This is a genomic window from Nocardioides perillae, assembly GCF_013409425.1.
GTDB lineage: Bacteria > Actinomycetota > Actinomycetes > Propionibacteriales > Nocardioidaceae > Nocardioides > Nocardioides perillae.
This window is the reverse complement of sequence record NZ_JACCAC010000001.1, coordinates 2276121-2299605: the sequence shown is the minus strand read 5'-3', so window position 1 is coordinate 2299605 and position 23485 is coordinate 2276121. Positions and strand designations below refer to the sequence as shown.

Genomic DNA, 23485 nt, shown 5'->3' with positions numbered 1-23485 from the left:
CGCGGCGTACGACGTGTGGGGGCGCGGCGCTCAGCGCGGCAGGGGTGCGTCGGTGACGGTGGCGCCCGGGTTGACCGGGTCGGTCAGGTCGGTGGTGGCGGGCGGCGCGGGCGAGCCTCCCGCCCGGGCGTCGGCGAGCACCTCGGGCGGCACGTGCTGCTCGAGGAAGCGCCGGCCGGCCCGGGTGGCCGGGTGCATCGCGGCCGCGGCGGCACCGACGATGGCGGCGATCGTGAGCCAGCCGAAGGCGCCCCACTCCATCGCCAGGAAGCCGTAGACGGCCGGCGCCCAGAAGCGGCCCAGCGTGCCGCCGAGCTCCGAGACGCCCTGGTAGTCGCCGCGCCGGCGCGGGTCCATCAGCTCGGCCTCGAAGGTCCAGCCCGAGGCCGAGAGGTAGAGCTCGGCCCACGTCAGCACGACGTGGCCGAGGAAGAACAGCACGACGGTGACCCAGCCGACGGTCTCGTGGGTGGCCAGGGTGACGACGCAGGTCAGCGCGAAGAAGAGCGCGGACAGCCGCACCGCGCGCAGGGCGGTGTCGACGTCGCGGATGCCGCGCGAGGTCAGGCGCGGCAGCACGATGCACATGACGGTGTTGGTCGCGAAGAGCAGCGCCACCAGCTCGTGGGGCGCGTCGGTCTCGAGCACCAGCCACAGCGGGATGACCGTGTGCAGGAGCACCTGGTTGGACCACAGCACGCCGGTGAGGAAGGTGACGGCGAGCCAGCTGCGGTTGCGGATGGCCGCCGGGCCCTCCGGCCTGCGGCGCGGCTCGGTGGAGCGCACGTCGTGGGAGGCGTCGGGCAGCCGGAGGATCGCCACGGCGTTGACCGCGAAGAGCGCCGCGGTGAGCACCGGCGCCCAGCGCAGCACGTCGGCGCCGAAGGCGATGGCGCCGCCGCTGAGGAAGGCGCCCAGGCTGAAGCCGACGTTGAGAGCGGAGTACATGTAGGCCCGCGACTCCACGCGCTCGGCGGGCGGCAGGACGTCGAGGACGTAGGCGGCGTGCGCCGCGCCGCCGAGGCTCCCCGCGACCTCCATCACCACCGCGAGCGCGACGAACTGCTCGACGCTGTCGATGAACGGCCAGGCGACGAAGAGCGAGCCCTGCAGCACCGCGCTCAGCGACCACATCCGCTTGGGGCCGAAGTGGTCGACGAGCTTGCCGGCCGGCACGGCCGCGAGGAAGCTGGCGATCGCCGCGACGGTGAGGCCGATGCCGACCTGGCCCAGTGAGAGCCCCAGGATGACGCCGAAGTAGACGGCCGATCCCGCCAGGAACGCGCCCTCGCCGGTGGCGAACAGCAGCGACTGGACCGACAGGCGGCCGGCGAGGGTGGACGGGGGCGTGACGTAGGTGCGGAGCGCGGTGAGCATCACCGCCCATCCTCCCCTCCGTCACCGACACCCGTCATGCGGTTTGCGGACGCGTGAGCAGCGTCTCGCGGTCCTCGGCCCGACCTCGACGCCGTCCTCGCCGTGCCCGGGATCGACAGGATCTACGTCGGTCCCGGGGGACCTGTCGCTCTCCCTGGAGCTGGTCGGCGCCGAGCACGCGGCGGAGCTGCGCGACGTCCTGTCCTCGGTCATCGCCCGGGCGCGCGCAGCCGGGGTGCCGGTCGGCGTCTACGCCTACGACGGCGAGCAGGCCGCGGCGTACGCCGCCGAGGGCGCGACGATCGTGACCGTCGCGGTGGACACCGTGTCGCTGCGCGCTGCCGTCGCCGGGCACCTCGACGTCGCGCGCGCCTGAGCGACCCCGGTCCTCACCGGCCGGCGACCACCGAGGTCGCCGGGCCCGTCACAGCAGGGCCTCGAGCTGCGGGAACTGCCGCTGCATCGCCCGCAGGTGCGGCGCGACCGCGGGGTGGGTGTACTTCCCCGCCAGCGCCCCCTCCCCCTCGGCCACCCGCCCGAGCGCCCAGTCCGCGCGGGTCAGCACGGTGAGCACGGCCGTCACGCGGGCGGCGTACGCCGCGTCGTCGGGGTCGGCGAGCCCGGCGGGCAAGGCGCCGACGTAGGCCTCGAGCAGCGGCTCGAACGATTCGCGCGAGCTCAGCGACCAGTAGCCGAGGTCGGCGCCCACCGGGCCTGTGCCGAGCGTGGCCCAGTCGACCGCGACGCAGCGCGACGGGTCCCCGGGGTCGACGCCCACGAGGTTGCCCGGGACCGGGTCGCCGTGCTGCGCGACCTGCGGCAGGGCGTCGAGGCGGGCGAGCATCGACGTGCGCCGCCGCCACAGGTGGTCGGCCACATCGGCGACCGTGGTGCGGGCCAGCGAGCGCCAGCCGCCTCGGCGCTCGACGCGGGCCAGCCGCTCGCGCAGCTGCCCCCGCGCCAGCCAGCCGGGGTCCTCGACCCGGGCGCCCGCGAACCGACCGAGGCAGGCGGCGACGAAGAGACCCGGCACGGCCACGGCGCCCGCGGCTCGCTCGTGCACCAGCACCAGGCCGTCGTCGTCCTCCTCGCACCGCACCAGCGCGGGGCCCCGCAGGCCAGGCGAGGCCGCGACCGAGCCGGCCAGCCCCACCTCGGCGGGTCGGCGCCACCAGGCGCTGCTGCGCGGGTCATCGAGCTCGGGCGGGTCGTCGGGCCCGGGGCGCGCGAGGCGCTTCACCACCACGTCGCGCCCGTCCTCGACCGCGGCCCACACGCCGACGGTGGACACCGAGGCGCCACCGGGCAGCGGCTGCCACCCCGGAGCGGGCTGCCACACGGGCGCCTCCTGGCCGTCTCAGGCGTTGACGACCGTCATCCTGGCAGAGCAGGCGTCCGCCACGGCGGAGGTGAGCACGTCGCGGCGCGGGTCGGGCACCGGCAGCCACGGCTCGACCACCCGGCACCGCGCGAGGCGTGGGTCGTCGAGCACCTGCTCGACCGCGCCGCGGTCACCGCCCACCACCGTCGGCAGGCCGCCCGCGGGTGCCGGCACCAGCAGGCGCACGGCGTGCTCGCCGGCCGCCTCGTAGGCCTGCCGCGCCTGGTTGTCGCGGCGTCGGGCGAAGCGCTGCTGGCTCTGCCCGCCCGCCTTGGTGCGCCCCTGCACGTGGCGCTTGCCGACCTTGCTGCCCGCCACCCGGTCACCGGCGAGCCGGGCGACGGCGAAGCCGCCCTTGCGGACCAGCAGCACGCCCCAGTCGGCGGGCACGTCCGCGGCGAGCCGGAAGTCGGCGGCGGCCGGCAGTCCGGCGTAGTGCTGGGCGAAGGGGAGGCGAGCGGTGAAGCTGGAGCCGTCGGCCGCGGCCCCGACCAGCGCGCCGTCGACCACGTCGAGCGCGGTGGCACCGTGGCGGCCCTGGAAGTTGAGCACCCAGCGCTCGACGCGCTCGAGGGGCACGGCGACCTCGGACGCCGCCGGTGCCGGCTGGTCGGGCACGGCTCAGGCCCGGTGCAGCACGGCGAGGTGCTCGACGAGCACGCCGTCGACGACCTCGACGCGGCTGGTGCTGACCAGGGCCCGCGGGCGGCCCGCCCCGTCGAGCACGATGCCGAGCGTGCCCGGCGCCGGCGGGGCCTCACCGGCCGCCTCGAGCTCGGCGACCGGGGTCTCGAGCCGGGTGGTGCTGCCGTCGAGCAGCGCGGCCAGGCCCGCGTCGGCCTCGGCCGGGTCGTCGGAGAACGACCAGGTCGGCGGGACGACCACCTCCAGGGTGGTCGGGCCGAAGTAGCTCGGGGCGGCGTTCATGCGAGCGTGGACCCGGGCGTCGGCCCAGAAGGACTCGACGTCCCCGGGCTCACCCGCGACCTCGCTCACGGCGCGGCTCAGACGTTGAAGCCGAGGGCCCGCAGCTGCTCGCGGCCGTCCTCGGTGATCTTGTCGGGCCCCCACGGCGGCATCCAGACCCAGTTGATCGCGACGTCGTTGGCGAGACCCTCGAGCGCGGCGTTGGTCTGGTCCTGGATCACGTCGGTCAGCGGGCACGCGGCCGAGGTGAGGGTCATGTCGATGACGACGTTGGACGTCTCGTCGACGTGCACGCCGTAGACCAGGCCGAGGTCGACGACGTTGATGCCGAGCTCGGGGTCGACGACGTCCTTCATCGCCTCGGTCACGTCGTCGACGGTGGCGGTCGCGGTGCCGCCGGCCGCCGCCGTCTCGACGTCGGGCAGGTCGCTGTGGTCGGGCGCCGCTGCGCCCGTGGGGGTGCTGGGGGTGGTGTCGGTCATGCCGTGTCTCCAGTCGTCTGGCCGGGGGTGGTCGTCGTCAGGGCGGAGGCGGTGGCGTCCTTCCAGGCCATCCAGCCGAGCAGCGCGCACTTCACCCGGGCGGGGAACTTCGCGACGCCGGCGAAGGCGATGCCGTCCTCCAGCACGTCCTCGTCGGGCTCGACGCTGCCGCGCCCCTGCATGAGGGTCAAGAACTCCTCGTGCAGGCGCATCGCCTCGGGCACCGGCTTGCCGATGACCAGGTCGGTCATGACCGAGGCCGACGCCTGCGAGATCGAGCAGCCCTCCGCGTCGTAGGACACGTCGGCCACGACCTCGGCGCCCGGCTCGCCCTCCAGGTGGACCCGCAGGGTCACCTCGTCGCCGCAGGTCGGGTTGACGTGGTGCACCTCGGCCTCGAAGGGGTCGCGCAGGCCCGCGTGGTGGGGGTTCTTGTAGTGGTCCAGGATGATCTCCTGGTAGAGCGAGTCGAGGTCCACCGCTCAGCTCCTCGCGAAGTAGGACCGGGTGTGCTCGAGCGCCTCGACCAGCGCGTCGACCTCGGCCGGGGTCGTGTAGAGGTAGGACGAGGCCCGCGTCGTCGACTGCACGCCGAAGAACCGGTGGGCCGGCTTCGCGCAGTGGTGGCCCGCCCGCACGGCCACGCCGCGCGAGTCGAGCACCTGCGCCACGTCGTGGGGGTGCACCCCCTCGAGCTCGAAGGAGACGGCCCCACCGCGCCGCGTCGCGTCGAGCGGGCCGACGACCCGGAGCCCCGGCACGGTGGCCAGGCCCTCGAGCGCGTAGGCGGTGATCGTCTGCTCGTGGCGGTGCACGGCCTCCATGCCGATCGCAGCGAGGTAGTCGACGGCGGCACCGAGGCCCACGGCCTCGGTGATCGGCGGGGTGCCGGCCTCGAACTTGTGCGGGATGCCGGCGTAGGTCGAGCCCTCCATGCGCACGGTCTCGATCATCTCGCCGCCGCCGAGGAAGGGCGGCAGCGCCTCGAGCAGCGCCCGGCTCCCCCACAGCACGCCGATGCCGGTCGGGCCGACGACCTTGTGCCCGGTGAAGACCAGCGCGTCGGGCCGCTCCTCGGGCGCCATCGCGGCCAGGTCGATCGGCAGCTGCGGCGCCGCCTGCGAGGCGTCGACGACGACGATCGCGCCGACCTCGTGGGCGCGGCGGGTCAGCTCGGCGACCGGGTTGACCGTGCCGAGCATGTTGGAGACCCAGGTGAAGGTGAGCACCTTGGTGCGCTCGGTGATGAGCTCGTCGACCTGCGACAGGTCGAGCTCGCCCTCGGGCGTGAGGTCGAACCACCGCAGCGACGCGCCCGTGCGCTGCGTCAGCAGCTGCCACGGCACGATGTTGGAGTGGTGCTCCATCACCGTGGTCACCACCTCGTCGCCCTCGCCGAGCTGCAGCTCGCCGCGGGCCCACGCCAGGCAGTTCGCCACCAGGTTGAGGGCCTCGGAGGCGTTCTTGGTGAAGACCACCTCGTCGCGCGACGGCGCCCCGATGAACGCCGCGACCTTGTCGCGCGAGGCCTCGAACGCCTCGGAGGCCTCCGCGCCCAGCTGGTGCATGGCGCGGGCGACGTTGGCGTTGTGGCGCTCGAGGTGGTCGACCATCGCGTCGATCACGCACTGCGGCTTCTGCGAGGTGTTGGCGCTGTCGAGGTAGACCAGCGGCCTCCCGCCCGCGAGCGTGCGCTCGAGGATCGGGAAGTCCTTGCGGATCACCTCGAGCTCAGGGAGCAGGCCCTCCACGGGATCTCCTTCGGTCGGCGGGGCGGTCGGTCCGGCGTACGCCGGGTGGTGCGGGTGCGCGGTCGGTCAGGCGGAGGCGTTGGCCTTGAGGAAGCGGTCGTACCCGTTGGCCTCGAGCTCCTCGGCGAGCTCGGGGCCGCCGGACTCCGCGACCTTGCCGTCGACGAAGACGTGCACGTGGTCGGGGGTGATGTAGCGCAGGATGCGGGTGTAGTGCGTGATCAGCAGGACACCCTTGCCCTCCTGCTCGCGGAAGCGGTTGACGCCCTCCGAGACGACCTTGAGGGCGTCGATGTCGAGGCCGGAGTCGGTCTCGTCGAGGATCGCGACCTTCGGGTCGAGCAGCTCGAGCTGGGCGATCTCGTGGCGCTTCTTCTCACCACCGGAGAAGCCCTCGTTGACCGAGCGGCCCGAGAAGGAGGCGTCGAGGTTGAGGCGCTCGAGGGCACCGTTGACGTCCTTGACCCAGGTGCGGAGCTTGGGGGCCTCGCCGTCGATGGCGGTCTTGGCGGTGCGCAGGAAGTTCGCGACCGAGACGCCGGGCACCTCGACGGGGTACTGCATGGCGAGGAAGAGGCCGGCGCGGGCGCGCTCGTCGACCGACATCGCGAGCACGTCCTCGCCGTCGAGGGTGACGCTGCCGCCGGTGATCGTGTACTTCGGGTGGCCGGCGATGGAGTAGGCCAGGGTGGACTTGCCGGAGCCGTTGGGGCCCATGATCGCGTGGGTCTCGCCGTCGCCGATGGTCAGCGTGACGCCCTTCAGGATGGCCTTGGGGCCGTCCTCGGTGTCGACGGAGACGTGGAGGTCGGTGATCTCGAGGGTGCTCATCGCAGGTGTCCTTCGTGGAGAGGTCGGGAGGTCAGGAGGGGCGGACGCCGTTGGTCGTGGTGTCGACGTCGACGAAGACCTCGTCGCCGCGCACCTCGACCGGGAAGACCGCCACGGGCTCGGTGGCCGGGAGGCCGGTGGGCTTGCCGGTGCGCAGGTCGAAGCGGGAGCCGTGCAGCCAGCACTCGATCTGGCACTCGGACACCTCGCCCTCGGACAGCGCGACGGCCGCGTGGGTGCACAGGTCCTGGACCGCGAAGAACTCGTCACCCTCGCGAGCCACGGCCAGCGTGAGGGCGCCGACCTGCACGGCGAGCGCCTCGTCCTCGGGCACCTCGCCGGTCGTGCAGACGCGCTCGAAGCCCATCAGCGCACCCCACCCGAGACGTTGCGGGCCAGCTCGGCCTCGACGGTGGCGGTGAGCTGCTCCTCGAGGGTGGGCACGCCCACCTTGCGGATGAGGTCCTGGAAGAAGCCGTGCAGCACCAGGCGGCGCGCCTCCTCGTCCGAGACGCCGCGCGAGCGGAGGTAGAACAGCTGCTCGTCGTCGAAGCGGGCCGTCGCCGAGGCGTGCCCGGCCCCCTCGATCTCTCCGGTCTCGATCTCCAGGTTGGGCACCGAGTCGGCCTGGCAGCCGTCGGTGAGCACGAGGTTGCGGTTCTCCTCGTAGGTCTCGATGCCCTCGGCGACCTTGCGGATCAGCACGTTGCCGATCCACACGGTGCGCGCACCCTCGCCCTGCAGCGCGCCCTTGTAGACGACGTTGCTCTTGGTGCGGGGCGCGTTGTGGTCGGCGAAGAGCCGGTGCTCGAGGTGCTGGCCCGCGTCGGCGAAGTAGAGGCCGAGCAGCTCCGCCTCGCCGCCGGGACCGGCGTACTCGACGTTGGCGTGCATGCGCACGACGTCGCCACCGAAGCTCACGGAGGTGTGCTTGACCTTGGCGTCGCGACCGACCCGCACGGCGTCGCGACCGAGGTGCACGGCGTCGTCGTCCCAGTCCTGCAGGGAGACGACGTCGACCTCGGCACCGTCGCCGACCAGCACCGAGGTGATGGCGTTGTAGCGCGCGGAACCGGTGTGCGAGACCACGACGGTGGCGCGGCTGTGGGCGCCGAAGCGCAGCACCAGGCGGGCGTGCACGAGGTCGTCGACCGACCCGCCGCGGAAGCGGAGCACCACCGGCGCGTCGAGCTCGGCCTCGGCCGGCACGTCGAGCAGCAGGGCGCCGTCGGCGAGCTCGGCGGCCAGCGCTGCCGGCCGCTCGTTGGGCGGCAGCTCCAGCTCGCGGGCCTCCGCGGCGCTGATCGTGCGCAGCTCGACGCCGGCGGGCAGCTCCTGCTCGAGCGCGAGGCTCGCCTCCGAGGGCTCGCCGTCGAGCAGGCCGCGCAGGCGCTTCAGCGGGGTGAAGCGCCACACCTCCTCGCGCCCCGTCGGGACCGGGTGGTCGGCGAGGTCGTAGGACGGCGGCGGGTTGAGGTGGGACACGACCCGCTCCTGCTCGAGCGCGGAGGCCACGCTGTCGCGGGCGGTCTCGGTGACGGTCACAGGTGCTTGTCTCCTGGTGGGGTGCGGGAGGGGGAGCTGGCGCGGGTGCCGGCGCGGTGCCGGCGAGGCGTGGGGCGGGCCGGCGTCAGCCGACCGCGCCCTCCATCTGCAGCTCGATGAGGCGGTTGAGCTCGAGGGCGTACTCCATCGGCAGCTCCTTGGCGATCGGCTCGACGAAGCCGCGCACGATCATCGCCATCGCCTCGTCCTCCTCCATGCCGCGCGACATGAGGTAGAAGAGCTGGTCGTCGGAGACCTTCGAGACGCTCGCCTCGTGGCCCATGGACACGTCGTCCTCGCGGATGTCGACGTAGGGGTAGGTGTCGCTGCGGCTGACCTGGTCGACGAGCAGCGCGTCGCACAGCACGTTGGACCTCGAGCCGTAGGCACCCTCGTTGACCTGCACCAGCCCGCGGTACGACGTGCGCCCGCCGCCGCGCGCCACCGACTTGCTCAGGATCGAGCTCGAGGTGTGCGGGGCCGCGTGGACCATCTTGGCGCCGGCGTCCTGGTGCTGGCCCTCGCCGGCGAAGGCGATGGAGAGCGTCTCGCCCTTGGCGTGCTCGCCCATGAGGTAGACGGCGGGGTACTTCATCGTCACCTTCGAGCCGATGTTGCCGTCGACCCACTCCATGGTCGCGCCGGCCTCGCAGGTCGCACGCTTGGTGACGAGGTTGTAGACGTTGTTCGACCAGTTCTGGATGGTCGTGTAGCGCACGCGGGCGCCCTTCTTCACGACGATCTCGACGACCGCGGAGTGCAGGGAGTCCGAGGAGTAGATCGGCGCCGTGCAGCCCTCGACGTAGTGCACGTAGGAGTCCTCGTCGGCGATGATCAGCGTCCGCTCGAACTGGCCCATGTTCTCGGTGTTGATGCGGAAGTAGGCCTGCAGCGGGATGTCGACGTGCACGCCCTTCGGCACGTAGATGAACGAGCCGCCCGACCACACCGCGGTGTTGAGCGCGGCGAACTTGTTGTCGCCGACCGGGATGACGGTGCCGAAGTACTCGCGGAAGAGCTCGGGGTGCTCCTTCAGCGCGGTGTCGGTGTCGAGGAAGAGCACGCCCTGCTCCTCGAGGTCCTCGCGGATCGAGTGGTAGACGACCTCGGACTCGTACTGCGCGGCGACGCCGGCGACGAGGCGCTGCTTCTCCGCCTCCGGGATGCCGAGCTTGTCGTAGGTGTTCTTGATGTCCTCCGGCAGCTCGTCCCAGGTGGTCGCCTGCTTCTCGCTGGAGCGGACGAAGTACTTGATGTTGTCGAAGTCGATGCCGTCGAGGTCGGAGCCCCAGGTCGGCATGGGCTTGCGGTCGAAGAGCTTGAGGCCCTTGAGCCGCAGGTCGAGCATCCACTGCGGCTCGGACTTCTTCGACGAGATGTCGCGGACGACGTCCTCGTTGAGGCCGCGCGTGGCGGCGGCGCCGGCGTCGTCGCGGTCGGCCCAGCCGAACTCGTAGCGGCCGATGCCCTCGAGTCCGGGGTTGAGCTCGTCGATCGTCGTCATCAGGACGCTCCATCCGTGTGGTCGGGCTGCTGCAGGGGGTGGCTGGGGGTCGTGCTGTGGGTCGTGCCGGGGGTCGTGCCGGGGGTCGTGCTGCTCGTGCTGGGGGTGCTGGGGATGCAGGTGGTGCACACGCCGTCGCCGTGCGCGATGGTCGCGAGGCGCTGCACGTGGCGGCCCAGGACCGCCGAGATGGCCTCGGTCTCCGCCTCGCACAGCTGCGGGAACTCCGCGGCGACGTGGCTGACCGGGCAGTGCTGCTGGCACAGCTGGTCGCCGATCGGCAGCTGCCGCACCGCCGCGGCGTAGCCGCCGCGGGTCAGCACGGTCGCGAGGGCCTCGGCGGGGCTCAGGGAGGGGTCCTCCTCGACGACGCGGGCGTAGTCACGCTCGATGAACGCCACGCGACGCCTCGCGAATTCCACGACCGCGTCCTGGCCCTGCGTCTCGGCCAGGAACCGCAGCGCCTGGGCTGCGAGGTCGTCGTACTGCTGGTCGAGCTGGGAGCGGCCGGCGTCGGTCAGCCGGAAGACCCGGGCCGGGCGCCCGCGCCCGCGGGTGCCGTAGACGCGCTGCTGGCCGGCGTCGAGCACGCCCTCCTCGACGAGGTGGTCGAGGTGGCGGCGCACCGCGGCCGGCGTGAGGTCGAGGCGGTCGCCGAGCTGCGCGGCCGTCGAGGGGCCGTGCTCGACGATGGAGCGGAGCACGCGGGCACGCGTCGGCGCGTCCGCGGAGGACGTGTCGAGGGCGCTGCCGGCGATTTCCACAACACGAGTGTGTCGTTAATGGCCGGGGCCGTTCAAGCAAGGGTCGCCTAACCCCGACCGGGCGGTGACGGGCCTCACGTCGCGGGCGACCTCGCCGGCTCGGCGCGGGCTCGCCACCTTCCTACACTGGGGAGGTGCCCCCCACTCCCGAGCCGGTCCTCGCGGCGCCGCGAGCCGACGCGGACGGCTCCCCCGGCTCCCCCGGCTACGCCGCCGGGGCGGCGGTCGTCGTGCAGGACCTCCGCATGCGCTACGGCGCGACGGTGGCAGCGGACGGCCTCAGCCTGGTCGTGCCCCGCGGCTCCGTGACCGCCGTGCTGGGGCCCAACGGTGCCGGCAAGACCACCACGCTCGAGACCTGCGAGGGCTTCCGCTCCCCGCAGGGCGGCACCGTGCGCGTGCTGGGCCTCGACCCCGTGCGGCAGCGGCGCGAGCTGCTGCCGCGCATCGGGGTGATGCTGCAGTCGGGTGGTGCGTGGTCCGGGGCCCGCGCCGAGGAGATGCTGCGCCACGTCGCGGCAATGCACGCCCACCCGCTGCCCGTCGGGATGCTCGTCGAGCGCCTCGGCCTGGCCGAGTGCGGACGCACGCCCTACCGCCGGCTCTCCGGGGGCCAGCAGCAGCGGCTCAGCCTGGCGATGGCCGTCGTCGGGCGCCCGGAGCTGCTCTTCGTCGACGAGCCGACCGTGGGCATGGACCCGGCCATCCGGCGCACGACCTGGGGGTTGCTGCGCGAGATGCAGCGCGACGGCGTGACGATCGTGCTCACCACGCACTACATGGACGAGGCCGAGCAGCTCGCCGACCTCGTGCACGTGCTCGACCGCGGCCGCGTCATCGCCAGCGGCAGCCCGGCGGAGCTGACCCGCGGCACCGGCAGCGCCACCATCCGGCTCGTCGTCGTGCAGCCCTTCCCTCCCGACGCCCCCGAGTCGCTGCGCACCGCGCTCGGCGGCGACGTCGAGGTCACCCCGCTGACGACCCACAGCCTGCTCGTCACCGGCACCGCCGACGCCTCCACGCTCGCCACGGTCTCCGCCTGGTGCGAGCGGCACGGCGTCGTGCCGGAGTCGCTCACCCTCGGCCGCCGCACGCTCGAGGACGTCTTCCTGCAGCTGACCGGCCGGGGGCTCACCGGTGAGGCGGTGCCCGCGTGAGCACCGTCGAGCCCGCCACCACGGGCGGCGCCGCCCCGGCCGGGGCACCCGCCGCCGGCACCTTCGCGCCGCGGCCGTTCGCTGCGGCGTACCACCGCCAGGTGCGGGCCCAGGCGGCCATGGAGACCAGGCTGCTGGTGCGCAACGGCGAGCAGGTGCTGCTGGCCGTGGTGATCCCGGTGCTGGCGCTGGTCGGCGGCGTGCTCGGGGCGCGGCGCCTCGGGGTGGAGTTCGCGCACCCCACCGTCGACGTGCTCGCGCCGGGCGTGCTGGCGCTGGCGGTGATGTCGACGTCGTTCACGTCGCTCGCGATCGCGACCGGCTTCGAGCGGCGCTACGGCCTGCTGAAGCGGCTCGGCGCCAGCCCGCTGCCCCGCACAGGCCTGCTGCTCGGCAAGGTCGGCGCACTGCTGCTCGTGCAGGCGCTGCAGGTCGTGGTCATCTCGGCCGTCGCGCTCGCACTCGGCTGGGACCCCGCCTGGCGGGGGGCGCCGGCCGCGCTGCTCGCCGCGCTGCTCGGCACCGCCGCCTTCGCCGGGCTGGCGCTCGCGCTCGCGGGTGCGCTGCGCGCCGAGGCCACGCTGGCCGCGGCCAACCTCGTCTACCTGCTGCTCATGGCGGGCGGGGCCGTGGTGCTGCCCCGCACGTCCTACGGCGCGGCCGGCGACGTCCTGCAGCTGCTGCCCTCGGCGGCCCTGGGCGACGCCATGCGCACGGCGCTGATCGACGGCGGCGTCGCCGTCGTCCCCCTCCTCGTCCTCCTCGGCTGGACGGTGCTCGGCACCGCGCTGGCCGCCAAGCTCTTCACCTGGGAGTGAGCACGGTGACCGCCACGCTCGACCACCCCGTCCCGACCGCCGCGACCGGCGCGCCGCGCCGGCGCCACGTGGCGCTGCGCCCGGACCGTCCGGTCGCCGGCCGGCTGCTGGTGCCGCTGGCGGTCGCCGACCTGGTCGCCAACGTGCTCATCGTCGTGACGGGCGGCGCGGTGCGGCTGACCGCCTCGGGCCTCGGCTGCCCCACCTGGCCGCGGTGCACCGAGGAGTCCTACGTCGCGCACGGCGAGCTGGGCCTGCACGGCGCGATCGAGTTCGGCAACCGGCTGCTGACCTTCGTGCTCGCCGCGGTCGCGGTCGCGACGCTCGTGGCCGCCTGGCGCGCCGTCGGCCGCCCGGGCCGCGGCGACCGGCGCGTCACGCTGCTCGCGCTCGCGGTCTTCCTGGGCATCCCCGCCCAGGGCGTGCTGGGCGGGGTCACCGTGCTGACCGACCTCAACCCCTGGGTCGTGTCGCTGCACTTCATGCTCTCGATGGTGCTCATCGTCCTGTGCACCTGGCTCCTCGACGCGGTCCGCGGCCGGCCGCGCGCGGCCGCCGGCCGGGCGTCAGCGCGCCTCGCGCTCGGCGCCTTCGCCCTCGGCTGGGTGGCGCTCTACCTCGGGACCGTCGTCACCGGCAGCGGCCCGCACTCCGGTGACCTCGAGTCGCGGCGCACCGGCCTGGACCCGCAGCTGCTCTCGCACGTGCACGCGTGGTCGGTCTACGTCCTGGTCGCGACCACGGTCGCGCTGCTGGTCGTCGCCCGGCGGCGCGGCGAGGTGGCGCTGGCGAGTGCCGCCGGCGCGCTGCTCGTCCTCGAGCTCGCCCAGGGTGCCGTCGGGTTCGTGCAGTACTTCACCGGCCTGCCCGAGGTGCTCGTCGGCGTGCACATGCTCGGTGCCGCGCTCCTCGCGTCCGGCACCGCCTGGGTGCTGCTGCGCACCCGAGCGCGCGGGACCGCCCCCGCCGCGACGGCCTGACGGCGGGCCCCGTGGCGGCGCTGGACCGGGCGCTCGCCCAGCGGATCACCGACCGGGTGATGGAGACGCTCGGGCACAACGTCAACGTCATGGACGCCGCGGGCACGATCATCGGCAGCGGTGACCCCGCCCGGCTCGGCGAGACCCACGAGGGCGCACTGCTCGCCATCTCGCGGCGTCGCACCGTCGAGGTCGACGAGGCCGCCGGCCGGCGGCTGCGCGGGGTGCGCCCGGGCGTCAACGTGCCACTGGTCCACCGCGGCGAGGTCGTCGGCGCGGTGGGCGTGACCGGCGACCCCGAGCAGCTGCGCGAGGTGGGCCGGCTGCTGGCCACCACCGCCGAGCTCATGGTCGAGCAGGCGCGGGTGCTCGACGACGCGGCGTGGCGCCGCCGCCGCACCGAGGCGCTGGTGCGCGCGCTCGTGGCCGACCCGGCGGACGTCCCGGACCGCCCCGCCGCCGCCCACGCCGCGGCCGTCCGCGCAGACGAGCTCGGCATCGACCTGGCGGTCCCCCGCGTCGCGCTCGTGCTGGAGCCGCTCGAGGGCGAGCCGGCGACGCTGCTGCGCGACGCGCAGCGGGCGCTCGACGCCGCGCCCGCGGCGGGAGGCGGCCCGAGTGCGCTGAGCGCGCTGGTCGAGTCGGAGCAGCTGCTGGTCCTGGCTGCCGACCCCCGCGGTGCCGACGGCGCCCTGCGCGACCTCGGGCCGCTGCGCGCGCGGGTGCGCGTCGGCGTCGGCGCCCGTTTCTCCGACCTCCCCGCCGACCTCGCCCTCCCCCGCTCCCACCGCACGGCGCTGGCCGCCCTGCGGGCCGCCCGGCGAGCGGGCCTTCCGGAGCGGCGCTACGCCGACGACCCCACCACCGTGCTGCTGGCCGACCTGCCCGACGACTGGCGGCTCACCGAGGTCGCCGCACCCTGGGCGCGGCTGGCGGAGGCCGACCGCCACGGCGTGCTGGCCGCGACCTTCGCGGCGTACGTCGTGCACGGCGGCGACCTGGCGGCCTGCGGGGAGGCGCTGGCCGTCCACCGCAACACGCTGCGCTACCGGCTCGACCGGCTCGCCGCCCTGAGCGGCGCCGACGCCCGCGACCCGCTGGGGTCGACCCGGCTGCTGCTCGGCGCGGTGCGTGACCCGCGCTGGCCCACGTTGGTGCAGCCGCACGAGGAGAGGGCCGCCCCACCGGTCTGACGTCGTGCAGGTGGATGATGCGCCGGCAGACACCGCCGCCCTAGCGTGACGGACACCACTGCCGGCGCCCGCCGGCCCGTCCGCACCGGAGGCACCGTGGACCTCGTCCTCGTCCTGGTCGTCGTGGTGGCCCTCATCGTCGTGGCCACGACCGCCCTCAAGACCCACCCGTTCCTGGCGCTGCTGCTCGCGGCGTTCCTCGCCGGCTTCGGCTTCCGGCTGCCCCTCGACGAGCTCGTACCGACGGTCACCGGCGGCTTCGGGGGCATCCTCGGCGGCATCGGCATCGTCATCGTGCTGGGCACGGTCATCGGCGTCGTGCTCGAGCGTTCCGGCGCCGCGGTCACCATGGCCGAGACCGTCGTCAAGGTGCTCGGGCCGCGCTACCCGACGCTCACGGTGTCGATCATCGGCTTCATCGTCTCCATCCCGGTCTTCTGCGACTCGGGCTACGTCATCCTCAACAGCCTCAAGGAGTCGCTGGCCCGGCGCACCGGCACCTCGCTGGTGGCGATGTCGGTCGCGCTCGCCACCGGCCTCTACGCCACCCACACCCTCGTGCCGCCGACGCCCGGGCCGATCGCCGCCGCCGGCAACCTGGGACTCGCCGACCAGCTCGGCCTCGTCATCCTCGTCGGCCTCGGCGTCGCGGTGCCCGCGGCGCTGGCGGGCCTGCTGTGGGCCAACCGGTTCCGCGGTGTCGAGCCCGACGGCGAGGAGGCAGGTGGGCTGGCCGAGGTCACCGAGGACGTCGAGGCCCTCCGCGCGCGCTACGGCCGGCTGCCGAGCCCGGCTGCCGCGTTCGCGCCGATCCTGGTCCCGATCGCGCTGATCTGCCTCGGCACGGTCGCGGCGCTGCCGAGTGCCCCCTTCGGCGACGGGACCCTCGCCTCGGTCGTCTCCTTCACCGGCCAGCCGCTGGTGGCGCTGCTGGTCGGCCTCGGCTGTGCGCTCGCCCTCGTGCGCCCCCGCGAGGGCCGCGGTCGCCGCCACCAGTTCCACGACGACGTCGCCGACGGCCTCACCGCGAGCGCGCCGATCCTGCTCATCACCGGCGCGGGAGGCGCCTTCGGCGCGGTCATCCAGGCCAGCCCCGTCGGCGACTACCTCGGCGAGAACCTCTCCGGCCTCGGGATCGGCGTGCTGATGCCCTTCCTCGTGGCTGCCGCGCTCAAGTCGGCGCAGGGCTCCTCCACCGTCGCCCTGGTCACCACCTCGGCGCTGGTCGCACCCCTGCTCGGCGACATCGGCATGGACTCCGACCTCGGCCGGGTGCTGGTCGTCATGGCGATCGGCGCCGGCGCGATGACGGTCTCGCACGCCAACGACAGCTTCTTCTGGGTGGTCACGCAGTTCTCCCGGATGAGCGTCGCGCAGGCCTACCGCGCCCAGACCGCGGCGACCCTGGTGATGGGCCTCACGACCGCCGCCGTGGTCTGGGTGCTCTCCCTCGTCGCGGTCTGACGGCGGCCGACGTGCGGGTCGTCATCGCGCCGGACTCCTTCAAGGAGAGCCTGTCCGCGCCCGAGGTGGCCGCGGCCGTGCGGCGGGGCCTGGTCGCGGTCTGGCCGGACGCCGACTACGACGAGGTCCCCCTCGCCGACGGCGGCGAGGGCACGGTCGACGCGCTCGTGGCAGCGCTCGGCGGTGAGCTCGTCACCCGCCGGGTCACCGGGCCGCTCGGCGACCCGGTGGACGCGGCCTACGGCCGGGTGGACGGCGGGCGCACCGCGGTCGTCGAGGTCGCGGCGGCCTCGGGCCTGCACCTGGTCGCCGAAGCGCGGCGCGACCCGGGGCGCGCCACGAGCCGCGGGACGGGCGAGCTGGTCGCGCACGCCCTCGACCACGGCGCCGAGCGGCTCGTGCTCGGGCTGGGCGGCAGCGCCACCAACGACGGCGGCGCGGGCCTGCTCGTCGGCCTCGGCGCCCGCGTGCTCGACGCCGACGGGCGCGACCTGCCGCCTGGTGGCGCGGCGCTGTCGTCCGCCACCCGCCTCGACCTCGACGGGCTGCACCCCGCCCTGCGCGCCGGCCAGGTGCGTGTCGAGGTGGCCTGCGACGTGGACAACCCGCTGCTCGGGCCCAGCGGCGCGACCGCCGTCTTCGGGCCGCAGAAGGGCGTGGCCGCGGGCGAGGTCGCCGCCCTCGACGCCGCGCTCGCGCAGTGGGGCGACGTGCTCGCGGCGGCGACGGGGCGCGACGAGCGGCACACCCCCGGCGCCGGGGCGGCCGGCGGCATCGGCACGGCGGCGCTCGCCGCCCTCGACGCACGGCTGCGCGTCGGCTTCGAGCTCGTCGCCGACGCGGTGGGGCTCGCCGGCCGCCTCGGCGGCGCCGACCTGGCCGTCACCGGCGAGGGCCGGGTCGACGCCCAGACCGGGCGGGGCAAGGCACCAGCCGGCGTCGTCGCCGCGGCCGCGGCTGCCGGGGTCCCGGTGGTGGTGCTCGGCGGCTCGCTGGGGCCCGGTGCCGACGAGGTCGTCGACGCCGGCGCGGTGGCGGTGCTGCCGACCGTCCCCGGACCCGCCGCCCTCCCCGAACTGCTCGCCGGCGCGGCCGCCGAGGTCGAGCGGACCGCGCGGCAGGTGGCCGCGCTGTGGGAGGCGGGCCGGCGCAGCGCGACCACCTGACCCGCTCTCGGCTCCGTGGCGCGGCTCAGCGGCTCAGCGGCCGGCTGGGTCCGTGCCTCAGCGGGTCAGCAGCGGGTCGAGCGCCACCGAGACGAACAGCAGCGAGAGGTAGAGGTTGCTGTGGTGGAACAACCGCATCGGCCGGATCTCGGCGAGCGACTCGGTGCCGGCGGTGCGGCCGAGCATGCGGTGGGCCTCGACCAGGAAGACGGCGCCCAGCACGACGGCGGCGGCGGGGTAGAACCACCCGGTCCCCGCCACCGGCCACAGCAGCAGAGAGGTGGCCACCATCACCCAGGAGTAGGCGAGGATCTGCCGCGCGACCGTGCGGGCCGGGGCGACGACCGGCAGCATCGGCACGTCGACGTTGGCGTAGTCCTCGCGGTAGCGCAGCGCCAGCGCCCAGGTGTGGGGCGGGGTCCAGAAGAAGACCACCAGGAAGAGCACCACCGGCGTCCACGCCAGCTCGCCGGTGACGGCGGTCCAGCCGATGAGCGCCGGGAAGCACCCGGCCAGCCCGCCCCACACGATGTTCTGCGTGGTGCGCCGCTTGAGCACCATCGTGTAGACGAGCACGTAGAACGCGTTGGCGCCCAGCGCCAGCAACGCCGAGAGCTCGTTGACGAAGAACCAGAGCACCAGCGTGGAGACGACGCCCAGCATCAGGCCGAAGACGAGGGCGGCCCGGGCCGAGACGAGGTGGCGCGGCAGGGCGCGGCGCCGGGTGCGGCGCATCTGCTCGTCGATGTCGCGGTCGTAGACGCAGTTCAGCGCCGAGGCCGAGCCCGCCGAGAGCGTGCCGCCCACGACGGTCGCGACGACGAGGCCGAGCTCCGGCACGCCGCGGGCCGCGAAGAACATGACCGGGACGGTGGTGAGCAGCAGCAGCTCGATGACCCGCGGCTTGGTGAGCCCGACGTACGCCGCGACGACGTCCTTGAGGCTCGCACGCTCCTCGCCGTCGGCCCGTCGGGCGTCCGGGGCCGAGTGGCCGACGTAGGTCAAGAGGAGTCCTCGAGGGGCGGGGCGCTGCCAGGTGGCGCGGGCCGAGCGGCCCGCTGGTGCGGGGTCGAGTGTAGTCGGCCGGATGAGTAGGCTCGGAATCGCCTGCCGGCCCCCGACGAGGGGTACCGCACACCTGACGCGGCCGTGCCCGACCGGGCACGCCCGGGCGACGCCCCGGGCGACCACGCCGCACACCACCACCCCGAGAGGACCCGTGTTGACCGCACGTCTGGACTGGACCGAGCTCGACGCCAAGGCGGTGGACACCGTCCGGGTGCTCGCCATCGACGCGGTGCAGAAGGTCGGCAACGGCCACCCCGGCACCGCGATGAGCCTCGCCCCGGTGGCCTACACGCTCTTCCAGAAGGTGATGCGGCACAACCCGGCCGACCCCGCCTGGGCGGGCCGCGACCGGTTCGTCCTCTCGGCCGGCCACACCAGCCTCACGCTCTACCTGCAGCTCTACCTCGGCGGGTGGGGCCTGGAGCTCGACGACATCAAGGCGCTGCGCACCTGGGGCTCGAAGACCCCCGGTCACCCCGAGCACGGCCACACCGCGGGCGTCGAGACCACCACCGGTCCGCTGGGCCAGGGCGTCGCCAACGCCGTCGGCATGGCCATGGCCGCGCGCCGCGAGCGCGGGCTGCTCGACCCCGACGCGCCTGCGGGCGAGAGCCCCTTCGACCACCACGTCTACGCGATCTGCTCCGACGGCGACGTCCAGGAGGGCGTCAGCGCCGAGGCCTCCTCGCTCGCCGGCCACCAGCAGCTCGGCAACCTCACCGTCATCTACGACGACAACGAGATCTCGATCGAGGACGACACCTCGGTGGCGCTCTCCGAGGACACCGCGAAGCGCTACGAGGCCTACGGCTGGCACGTGCAGGTCGTCGACTGGAAGGCCGGCGAGGCCTACCACGAGGACGTCCAGGCGCTGTACGACGCGCTCGAGGCCGCGCGCCAGGTCACCGACCGCCCGAGCTTCATCGTGCTGAAGACCCTCATCGCCTACCCCGCCCCGAACGCCCAGGGCACGGGTGCGAGCCACGGCTCCGCGCTCGGCGAGGAGGAGGTGGCCGCGACCAAGCGCCTCCTCGGCTTCGACCCGGAGCAGACCTTCGAGGTCCCCGACGACGTCCTGGCCCACACCCGTCGGGCCACCGACCGCGGCAAGGAGGCGCAGGCCGCCTGGGAGCAGCGCCTGGCCACCTGGCGCGAGTCCGCCGGCGAGCGCGCCGACCTCTACGACCGGATGCGCACCCGCACCCTGCCGTCGGGCTGGGCCGACGCCCTGCCGACGTTCGAGGCCGACCCGAAGGGCGTCGCCACCCGGAAGGCCTCCGGCAAGGTCATCAACGCCCTCGCCGGTGTGCTGCCCGAGCTCTGGGGTGGCTCGGCGGACCTGGCGGAGTCCAACAACACCACCATCGAGGGCGAGGACTCGTTCCTGCCCGCCGAGCACTCCACGCGGATGTTCACCGGCAACCCCTACGGCCGTGTCCTGCACTTCGGCATCCGCGAGCACGCCATGGGCGCGATCATGAACGGCATCGCGCTCCACGGCGGCACGCGCGTCTTCGGCGGCACGTTCCTGCAGTTCAGCGACTACATGCGCCCCGCCGTGCGGCTCGCCGCCCTCATGGGGCTGCCCACGACCTACGTGTGGACCCACGACTCGATCGGCCTCGGCGAGGACGGGCCGACCCACCAGCCGGTGGAGCACCTCGCCGCGCTGCGCGCGATCCCGGGGCTCGCCGTCGTGCGGCCCGCCGACGCCAACGAGACCGCGGTCGCGTGGCGCACCGTGCTCGAGCACACCGACCACCCGGCCGGCCTGTGCCTGACCCGGCAGAACGTGCCCACCTTCCCCCGCGGCGCCGTCGACGGCGAGGAGTGGGGCTCGGCCGAGGGCGTCGCCCGCGGCGCCTACGTGCTGCTCGACGTCGAGGGCGGGCAGCCCGACGTGCTGCTCGTGGCCACGGGCTCCGAGGTGCAGATGGCGGTCGAGGCCCGGCAGGTCCTCGCCGCCGAGGGCATCCGCGCCCGGGTGGTCTCGATGCCGTGCCGCGAGTGGTTCGACGCGCAGGACGAGGCCTACCGCGAGTCGGTGCTCCCGCCGTCGGTGAAGGCGCGCGTCTCGGTGGAGGCCGGCATCGCGCAGGGCTGGCGCGAGGTCGTGGGCGACCACGGCCGCACCGTGTCGATCGAGACCTACGGCGCCAGCGCCGACCAGGCCCGGATCTTCCGCGAGTACGGCATGACCACCGAGACCGTGGCCGACGCCGCTCGCGACAGCCTCGCCGCGGTCCGCGACCGCTGACCTGCGCCGGCCCCGCCGGCGCCGCCCACCCAGCAGCAACCAGCAGCAGGGAAGGAATCCCGTGTCCGACCGTCTGAAGTCCCTCGCCGATGCCGGCGTCTCCATCTGGCTCGACGACCTCTCGCGCGAGCGCATCGAGACCGGCAACCTCGCCGACCTCGTGCGCGAGCGCTCCGTCACCGGTGTCACCACCAACCCGACGATCTTCGCCTCGGCCCTCGCCGAGGGCGAGCGCTACGACGAGCAGGTGCGGCGACTGGTCGCCGAGGGCGCCGACGTCGACCGCGCGATCTTCGAGCTCACCACCGAGGACGTCCGCAACGCCTGCGACGTGATGCAGCAGGTGGCCGACGAGACCGAGGCCGACGGCCGCGTGTCGATCGAGGTGGAGCCGGGCCTGGCCCGCGACACCGAGGGCACCCTCGCCCAGGCGCGCCAGCTGTGGCAGGCGGTCGACCGCCGCAACTGCTACGTCAAGGTCCCCGCCACGCAGGAGGGGCTGCCCGCCATCACCGGCGCCATCGCCGAGGGCATCAGCGTCAACGTCACGCTGATCTTCAGCCTGGAGCGCTACCGCGCGGTGATGGACGCCTACCTCACCGGCCTGGAGCAGGCCCGCGACGCGGGCCTCGACGTCAGCCAGATCACGTCGGTGGCGTCCTTCTTCGTGTCCCGCGTGGACTCCGAGGTCGACAAGCGGCTCGACGCGATCGGCACCGACGAGGCGGCGGCGCTCAAGGGCAAGGCCGCGATCGCCAACGCCCGCCTCGCCTACGCCGCCTTCCAGGAGGTCTTCTCCTCCGACCGCTGGCGCGTGCTCGAGGAGGCCGGGGCCAAGCCGCAGCGGCCGCTGTGGGCCTCGACCGGCGTCAAGGACCCCGCCTACCCCGACACGCTCTACGTCACCGAGCTCGTCGTCGCCGGCACCGTCAACACCATGCCCGAGAAGACGATGGCGGCCTTCGCCGACCACGGCGAGGTCGAGGGCGACCGCGTCACCGGCCGCGCCGCCGAGGCGCAGGAGGTCATGGACCGCCTGGCGGCCGTCGGCGTCGACTTCGACGACGTGCTCGTGGTGCTCGAGGAGGAGGGCGTGAGCAAGTTCGACGCCTCGTGGGCCGAGCTCGTCGAGACCGTCGAGGGCCAGCTGGCGCAGGCCCGCGAGGCGGGCGCGTGACCGCCCCCGGTGCCGCCGAGCACGAGCCCGGCACCCCCCGGTTGAGCGTCACGGTCCCCGACCGCGCGGCGTACGACGCGGTGCTCGCCGAGCTCGTCGACGCGCAGGTGGCCTCGGCGACCGCGCGCCAGGACCCCACGCTGTGGGGGCCGGAGGCCGAGGAGGAGGCCGCGAAGCGGCTGTCCTGGGTGCAGCTGCCCTCCGCCTCGCGCCCGCTGGTCGCCGAGGTCGAGGAGCTGCGGGCCCAGCTGCAGCTGCAGGGCGTCGACCGGGTCGTGCTCTGCGGCATGGGCGGCTCGTCGCTCGCCCCGGAGGTCGTCTGCGCGGCCGACGGCGTGGGCCTCGTGGTCGTCGACTCGAGCGACCCCGACTTCGTGCGCGACGCGCTCGAGCAGCGGCTGCAGCACACGGTCGTCGTCGTCTCGTCGAAGTCGGGCGGCACGGTGGAGACCGACAGCCAGCGCCGCGCCTTCGAGAAGGCCTTCCGCGACGCGGGCGTCGACCCGGCCGGCCGCATCGTCGTCGTGACCGACCCCGGGTCGCCCCTGGACGAGGAGGCCACGGCCGCGGGCTACCGCGTCTTCCGCGCCGACCCCGACGTGGGCGGGCGCTACTCCGCGCTCACCGCCTTCGGGCTCGTGCCCAGCGGGCTCGCCGGCGCCGACACCGGGCGGCTGCTCGACGAGGCGGCCGCGGCGCGCCCCCTCCTCGAGTCGGACTCCCCCGACAACCCGGCGCTCGGGCTGGCCGCGGCGCTCGCGACGGCCCACCGGGCCGGCGCCGACAAGCTGGTGCTGGCCGACGCCGGCTCCCCCTTCCCCGGACTCGGCGACTGGGTGGAGCAGCTCGTGGCCGAGTCGACCGGCAAGGACGGCACCGGCGTGCTGCCGGTCGTCGTCGAGAACACCCAGGTGCCCGACTTCGCCCCCAGCCGCCCCGACGAGGTGCTGGTGACCTGGGGCCCCGACGAGGTGGCGACCGACGCGGCCTCCGGCTTCGCGGCCCACCTCGAGGCGCCCCTCGGGGCGCAGCTGCTGCTGTGGGAGCACGCGACGGCAGCCCTCGGCCGGCTGCTCGGGATCAACCCCTTCGACCAGCCCGACGTCGAGAGCGCGAAGGCCGCGGCCCGCGAGATGCTCGACGGCGGCGGCTCGACGCCGACCCCCGTCTTCGTCGACGGCGACGTGACCGTCTACGCCAGCGACGGCTGGCTGCCCGCCGGCACCGACACCGCGGCCGGCGCCGTCGAGGCGCTGCTGGGCCACGTCGACCGCGAGCGCGGCTACCTCGCCGTCCAGGCCTACCTGCACCGCCTGCGCGACGCCGCGCTCGCGGTGGTGCGCCCGGCCCTCGCCGAGCGCACCGGCCGACCGGTCACGTTCGGCTGGGGACCGCGGTTCCTGCACTCCACCGGGCAGTACCACAAGGGCGGTCCGGCGACCGGGGTGTTCCTCCAGGTCACAGGGCAGCCCGTCGCCGACCTCGCGGTGCCCGACCGGCCCTTCACCTTCCACGAGTTCCTCACGGCCCAGGCAGTGGGAGACGGGCGGGTGCTGGCCGAGCACGGGCGTCCGGTGCTGCGGCTGCACGCCGAGAGCGCCGCGGGCCTCGAGGCGGTGCGCACGCTCCTCGGCGGGGTGTGA

The 23485-nt window shown here is 74.5% G+C and carries 23 protein-coding genes; 10 read left to right on the top strand and 13 right to left on the bottom strand.

All coding sequences use genetic code 11. The features are described from left to right. Nucleotides 1–30: 30 nt before the first annotated feature. Nucleotides 31–1377, bottom strand: coding sequence for an MFS transporter (locus tag BJ989_RS10640; protein WP_179518191.1), 1347 nt, complete (start codon nt 1375–1377; stop codon nt 31–33). Nucleotides 1378–1420: 43 nt separating this feature from the next. Here BJ989_RS10640 and BJ989_RS10635 point away from each other — a divergent pair, with 43 nt between their 5' ends. Then, complete coding sequence (locus tag BJ989_RS10635) at nt 1421–1753, top strand: aldolase/citrate lyase family protein (RefSeq protein WP_218848794.1); 333 nt, start codon at nt 1421–1423, stop codon at nt 1751–1753. A gap of 48 nt (nt 1754–1801) precedes the next feature. Here BJ989_RS10635 and BJ989_RS10630 read toward each other — a convergent pair whose 3' ends face one another. From BJ989_RS10630 to BJ989_RS10580, 11 genes are all read right to left on the bottom strand, one after another. Next, the gene (locus tag BJ989_RS10630; protein WP_179518190.1) at nt 1802–2716 is read right to left on the bottom strand and encodes an aminoglycoside phosphotransferase family protein; all 915 of its coding nucleotides are present in this window, start codon (nt 2714–2716) and stop codon (nt 1802–1804) included. Nucleotides 2717–2734: 18 nt separating this feature from the next. After that, nucleotides 2735–3376: an acVLRF1 family peptidyl-tRNA hydrolase gene (locus BJ989_RS10625; protein WP_179518189.1), complete on the bottom strand. Its 642-nt coding sequence runs from the start codon at nt 3374–3376 to the stop codon at nt 2735–2737. A gap of 3 nt (nt 3377–3379) precedes the next feature. Further along, entirely contained in the window at nt 3380–3754 is a 375-nt protein-coding gene (locus BJ989_RS10620; RefSeq protein WP_179518188.1) for an ASCH domain-containing protein, read from the bottom strand. 8 nt (nt 3755–3762) lie between these two features. After that, nucleotides 3763–4167, bottom strand: coding sequence for a metal-sulfur cluster assembly factor (locus BJ989_RS10615; protein WP_179518187.1), 405 nt, complete (start codon nt 4165–4167; stop codon nt 3763–3765). Next, complete coding sequence (gene sufU, locus BJ989_RS10610; RefSeq protein ID WP_179518186.1) at nt 4164–4646, bottom strand: Fe-S cluster assembly sulfur transfer protein SufU; 483 nt, start codon at nt 4644–4646, stop codon at nt 4164–4166. Before sufU ends, BJ989_RS10615 begins: the two co-directional genes overlap by 4 nt. A 3-nt stretch (nt 4647–4649) precedes the next feature. Next, complete coding sequence (locus BJ989_RS10605; RefSeq protein ID WP_179518185.1) at nt 4650–5918, bottom strand: cysteine desulfurase; 1269 nt, start codon at nt 5916–5918, stop codon at nt 4650–4652. Between the two features lie 66 nt (nt 5919–5984). Continuing rightward, nucleotides 5985–6749 carry a Fe-S cluster assembly ATPase SufC gene (gene sufC, locus BJ989_RS10600; protein WP_179518184.1) on the bottom strand — a complete coding sequence of 255 codons (765 nt, stop codon included), beginning with the start codon at nt 6747–6749 and terminating at the stop codon, nt 5985–5987. A gap of 31 nt (nt 6750–6780) precedes the next feature. Then, nucleotides 6781–7116 (bottom strand): non-heme iron oxygenase ferredoxin subunit, encoded by a 336-nt coding sequence (locus BJ989_RS10595; protein WP_179518183.1) that lies wholly within the window; start codon nt 7114–7116, stop codon nt 6781–6783. After that, nucleotides 7116–8294 carry a Fe-S cluster assembly protein SufD gene (sufD, locus tag BJ989_RS10590; RefSeq protein ID WP_179518182.1) on the bottom strand — a complete coding sequence of 393 codons (1179 nt, stop codon included), beginning with the start codon at nt 8292–8294 and terminating at the stop codon, nt 7116–7118. Before sufD ends, BJ989_RS10595 begins: the two co-directional genes overlap by 1 nt. A gap of 85 nt (nt 8295–8379) precedes the next feature. Further along, nucleotides 8380–9798 (bottom strand): Fe-S cluster assembly protein SufB, encoded by a 1419-nt coding sequence (gene sufB, locus BJ989_RS10585; protein ID WP_179518181.1) that lies wholly within the window; start codon nt 9796–9798, stop codon nt 8380–8382. Then, nucleotides 9798–10562 (bottom strand): helix-turn-helix domain-containing protein, encoded by a 765-nt coding sequence (locus BJ989_RS10580; protein ID WP_179518180.1) that lies wholly within the window; start codon nt 10560–10562, stop codon nt 9798–9800. The genes sufB and BJ989_RS10580 overlap by 1 nt, the downstream gene beginning before the upstream one ends. A 134-nt stretch (nt 10563–10696) precedes the next feature. On the opposite strand from BJ989_RS10580, the gene BJ989_RS10575 reads away from it, so the two are divergent. From BJ989_RS10575 to BJ989_RS10550, 6 genes are all read left to right on the top strand, one after another. After that, nucleotides 10697–11719, top strand: a complete 1023-nt coding sequence (locus BJ989_RS10575) for an ABC transporter ATP-binding protein (protein ID WP_343049264.1) — start codon at nt 10697–10699, stop codon at nt 11717–11719. Next, nucleotides 11716–12537, top strand: a complete 822-nt coding sequence (locus BJ989_RS10570; protein WP_343049263.1) for an ABC transporter permease — start codon at nt 11716–11718, stop codon at nt 12535–12537. Before BJ989_RS10575 ends, BJ989_RS10570 begins: the two co-directional genes overlap by 4 nt. Next, nucleotides 12534–13517, top strand: a complete 984-nt coding sequence (locus BJ989_RS10565; protein WP_343049262.1) for a COX15/CtaA family protein — start codon at nt 12534–12536, stop codon at nt 13515–13517. The genes BJ989_RS10570 and BJ989_RS10565 overlap by 4 nt, the downstream gene beginning before the upstream one ends. 11 nt (nt 13518–13528) lie before the next feature. Further along, nucleotides 13529–14710 carry a sugar diacid recognition domain-containing protein gene (locus tag BJ989_RS10560; protein ID WP_179518179.1) on the top strand — a complete coding sequence of 394 codons (1182 nt, stop codon included), beginning with the start codon at nt 13529–13531 and terminating at the stop codon, nt 14708–14710. Nucleotides 14711–14806: 96 nt separating this feature from the next. Then, a complete protein-coding gene (locus BJ989_RS10555; RefSeq protein WP_179518178.1) occupies nt 14807–16174 on the top strand; it encodes a GntT/GntP/DsdX family permease in 1368 nt (455 codons plus the stop codon). 11 nt (nt 16175–16185) lie between these two features. After that, entirely contained in the window at nt 16186–17340 is a 1155-nt protein-coding gene (locus BJ989_RS10550; RefSeq protein WP_179518177.1) for a glycerate kinase, read from the top strand. Between the two features lie 57 nt (nt 17341–17397). Here BJ989_RS10550 and BJ989_RS10545 read toward each other — a convergent pair whose 3' ends face one another. After that, the gene (locus BJ989_RS10545; protein WP_179518176.1) at nt 17398–18345 is read right to left on the bottom strand and encodes a heme o synthase; all 948 of its coding nucleotides are present in this window, start codon (nt 18343–18345) and stop codon (nt 17398–17400) included. Between the two features lie 217 nt (nt 18346–18562). Between BJ989_RS10545 and tkt the strand changes: the two genes are divergently transcribed. The 3 genes from tkt to BJ989_RS10530 all read left to right on the top strand — a co-directional run bounded on the left by tkt (nt 18563) and on the right by BJ989_RS10530 (nt 23485). Further along, nucleotides 18563–20665 (top strand): transketolase, encoded by a 2103-nt coding sequence (gene tkt / locus BJ989_RS10540; RefSeq protein ID WP_246283430.1) that lies wholly within the window; start codon nt 18563–18565, stop codon nt 20663–20665. A 61-nt stretch (nt 20666–20726) separates the two neighbouring features. Beyond that, a complete protein-coding gene (tal, locus tag BJ989_RS10535) occupies nt 20727–21842 on the top strand; it encodes a transaldolase (RefSeq protein WP_179518174.1) in 1116 nt (371 codons plus the stop codon). Further along, nucleotides 21839–23485 (top strand): glucose-6-phosphate isomerase, encoded by a 1647-nt coding sequence (locus BJ989_RS10530; RefSeq protein ID WP_343049259.1) that lies wholly within the window; start codon nt 21839–21841, stop codon nt 23483–23485. The genes tal and BJ989_RS10530 overlap by 4 nt, the downstream gene beginning before the upstream one ends.

Excerpts from the sequence above, each read along its gene's own strand:
- sufB (WP_179518181.1), bottom strand. The coding sequence starts at position 9,798 with ATGACGACGATCGACGAGCTCAACCCCGGACTCGAGGGCATCGGCCGC.
- BJ989_RS10595 (WP_179518183.1), bottom strand. The coding sequence starts at position 7,116 with ATGGGCTTCGAGCGCGTCTGCACGACCGGCGAGGTGCCCGAGGACGAG.
- sufC (WP_179518184.1), bottom strand. The coding sequence starts at position 6,749 with ATGAGCACCCTCGAGATCACCGACCTCCACGTCTCCGTCGACACCGAG.
- BJ989_RS10615 (WP_179518187.1), bottom strand. The coding sequence starts at position 4,167 with ATGACCGACACCACCCCCAGCACCCCCACGGGCGCAGCGGCGCCCGAC.
- BJ989_RS10640 (WP_179518191.1), bottom strand. The coding sequence starts at position 1,377 with ATGCTCACCGCGCTCCGCACCTACGTCACGCCCCCGTCCACCCTCGCC.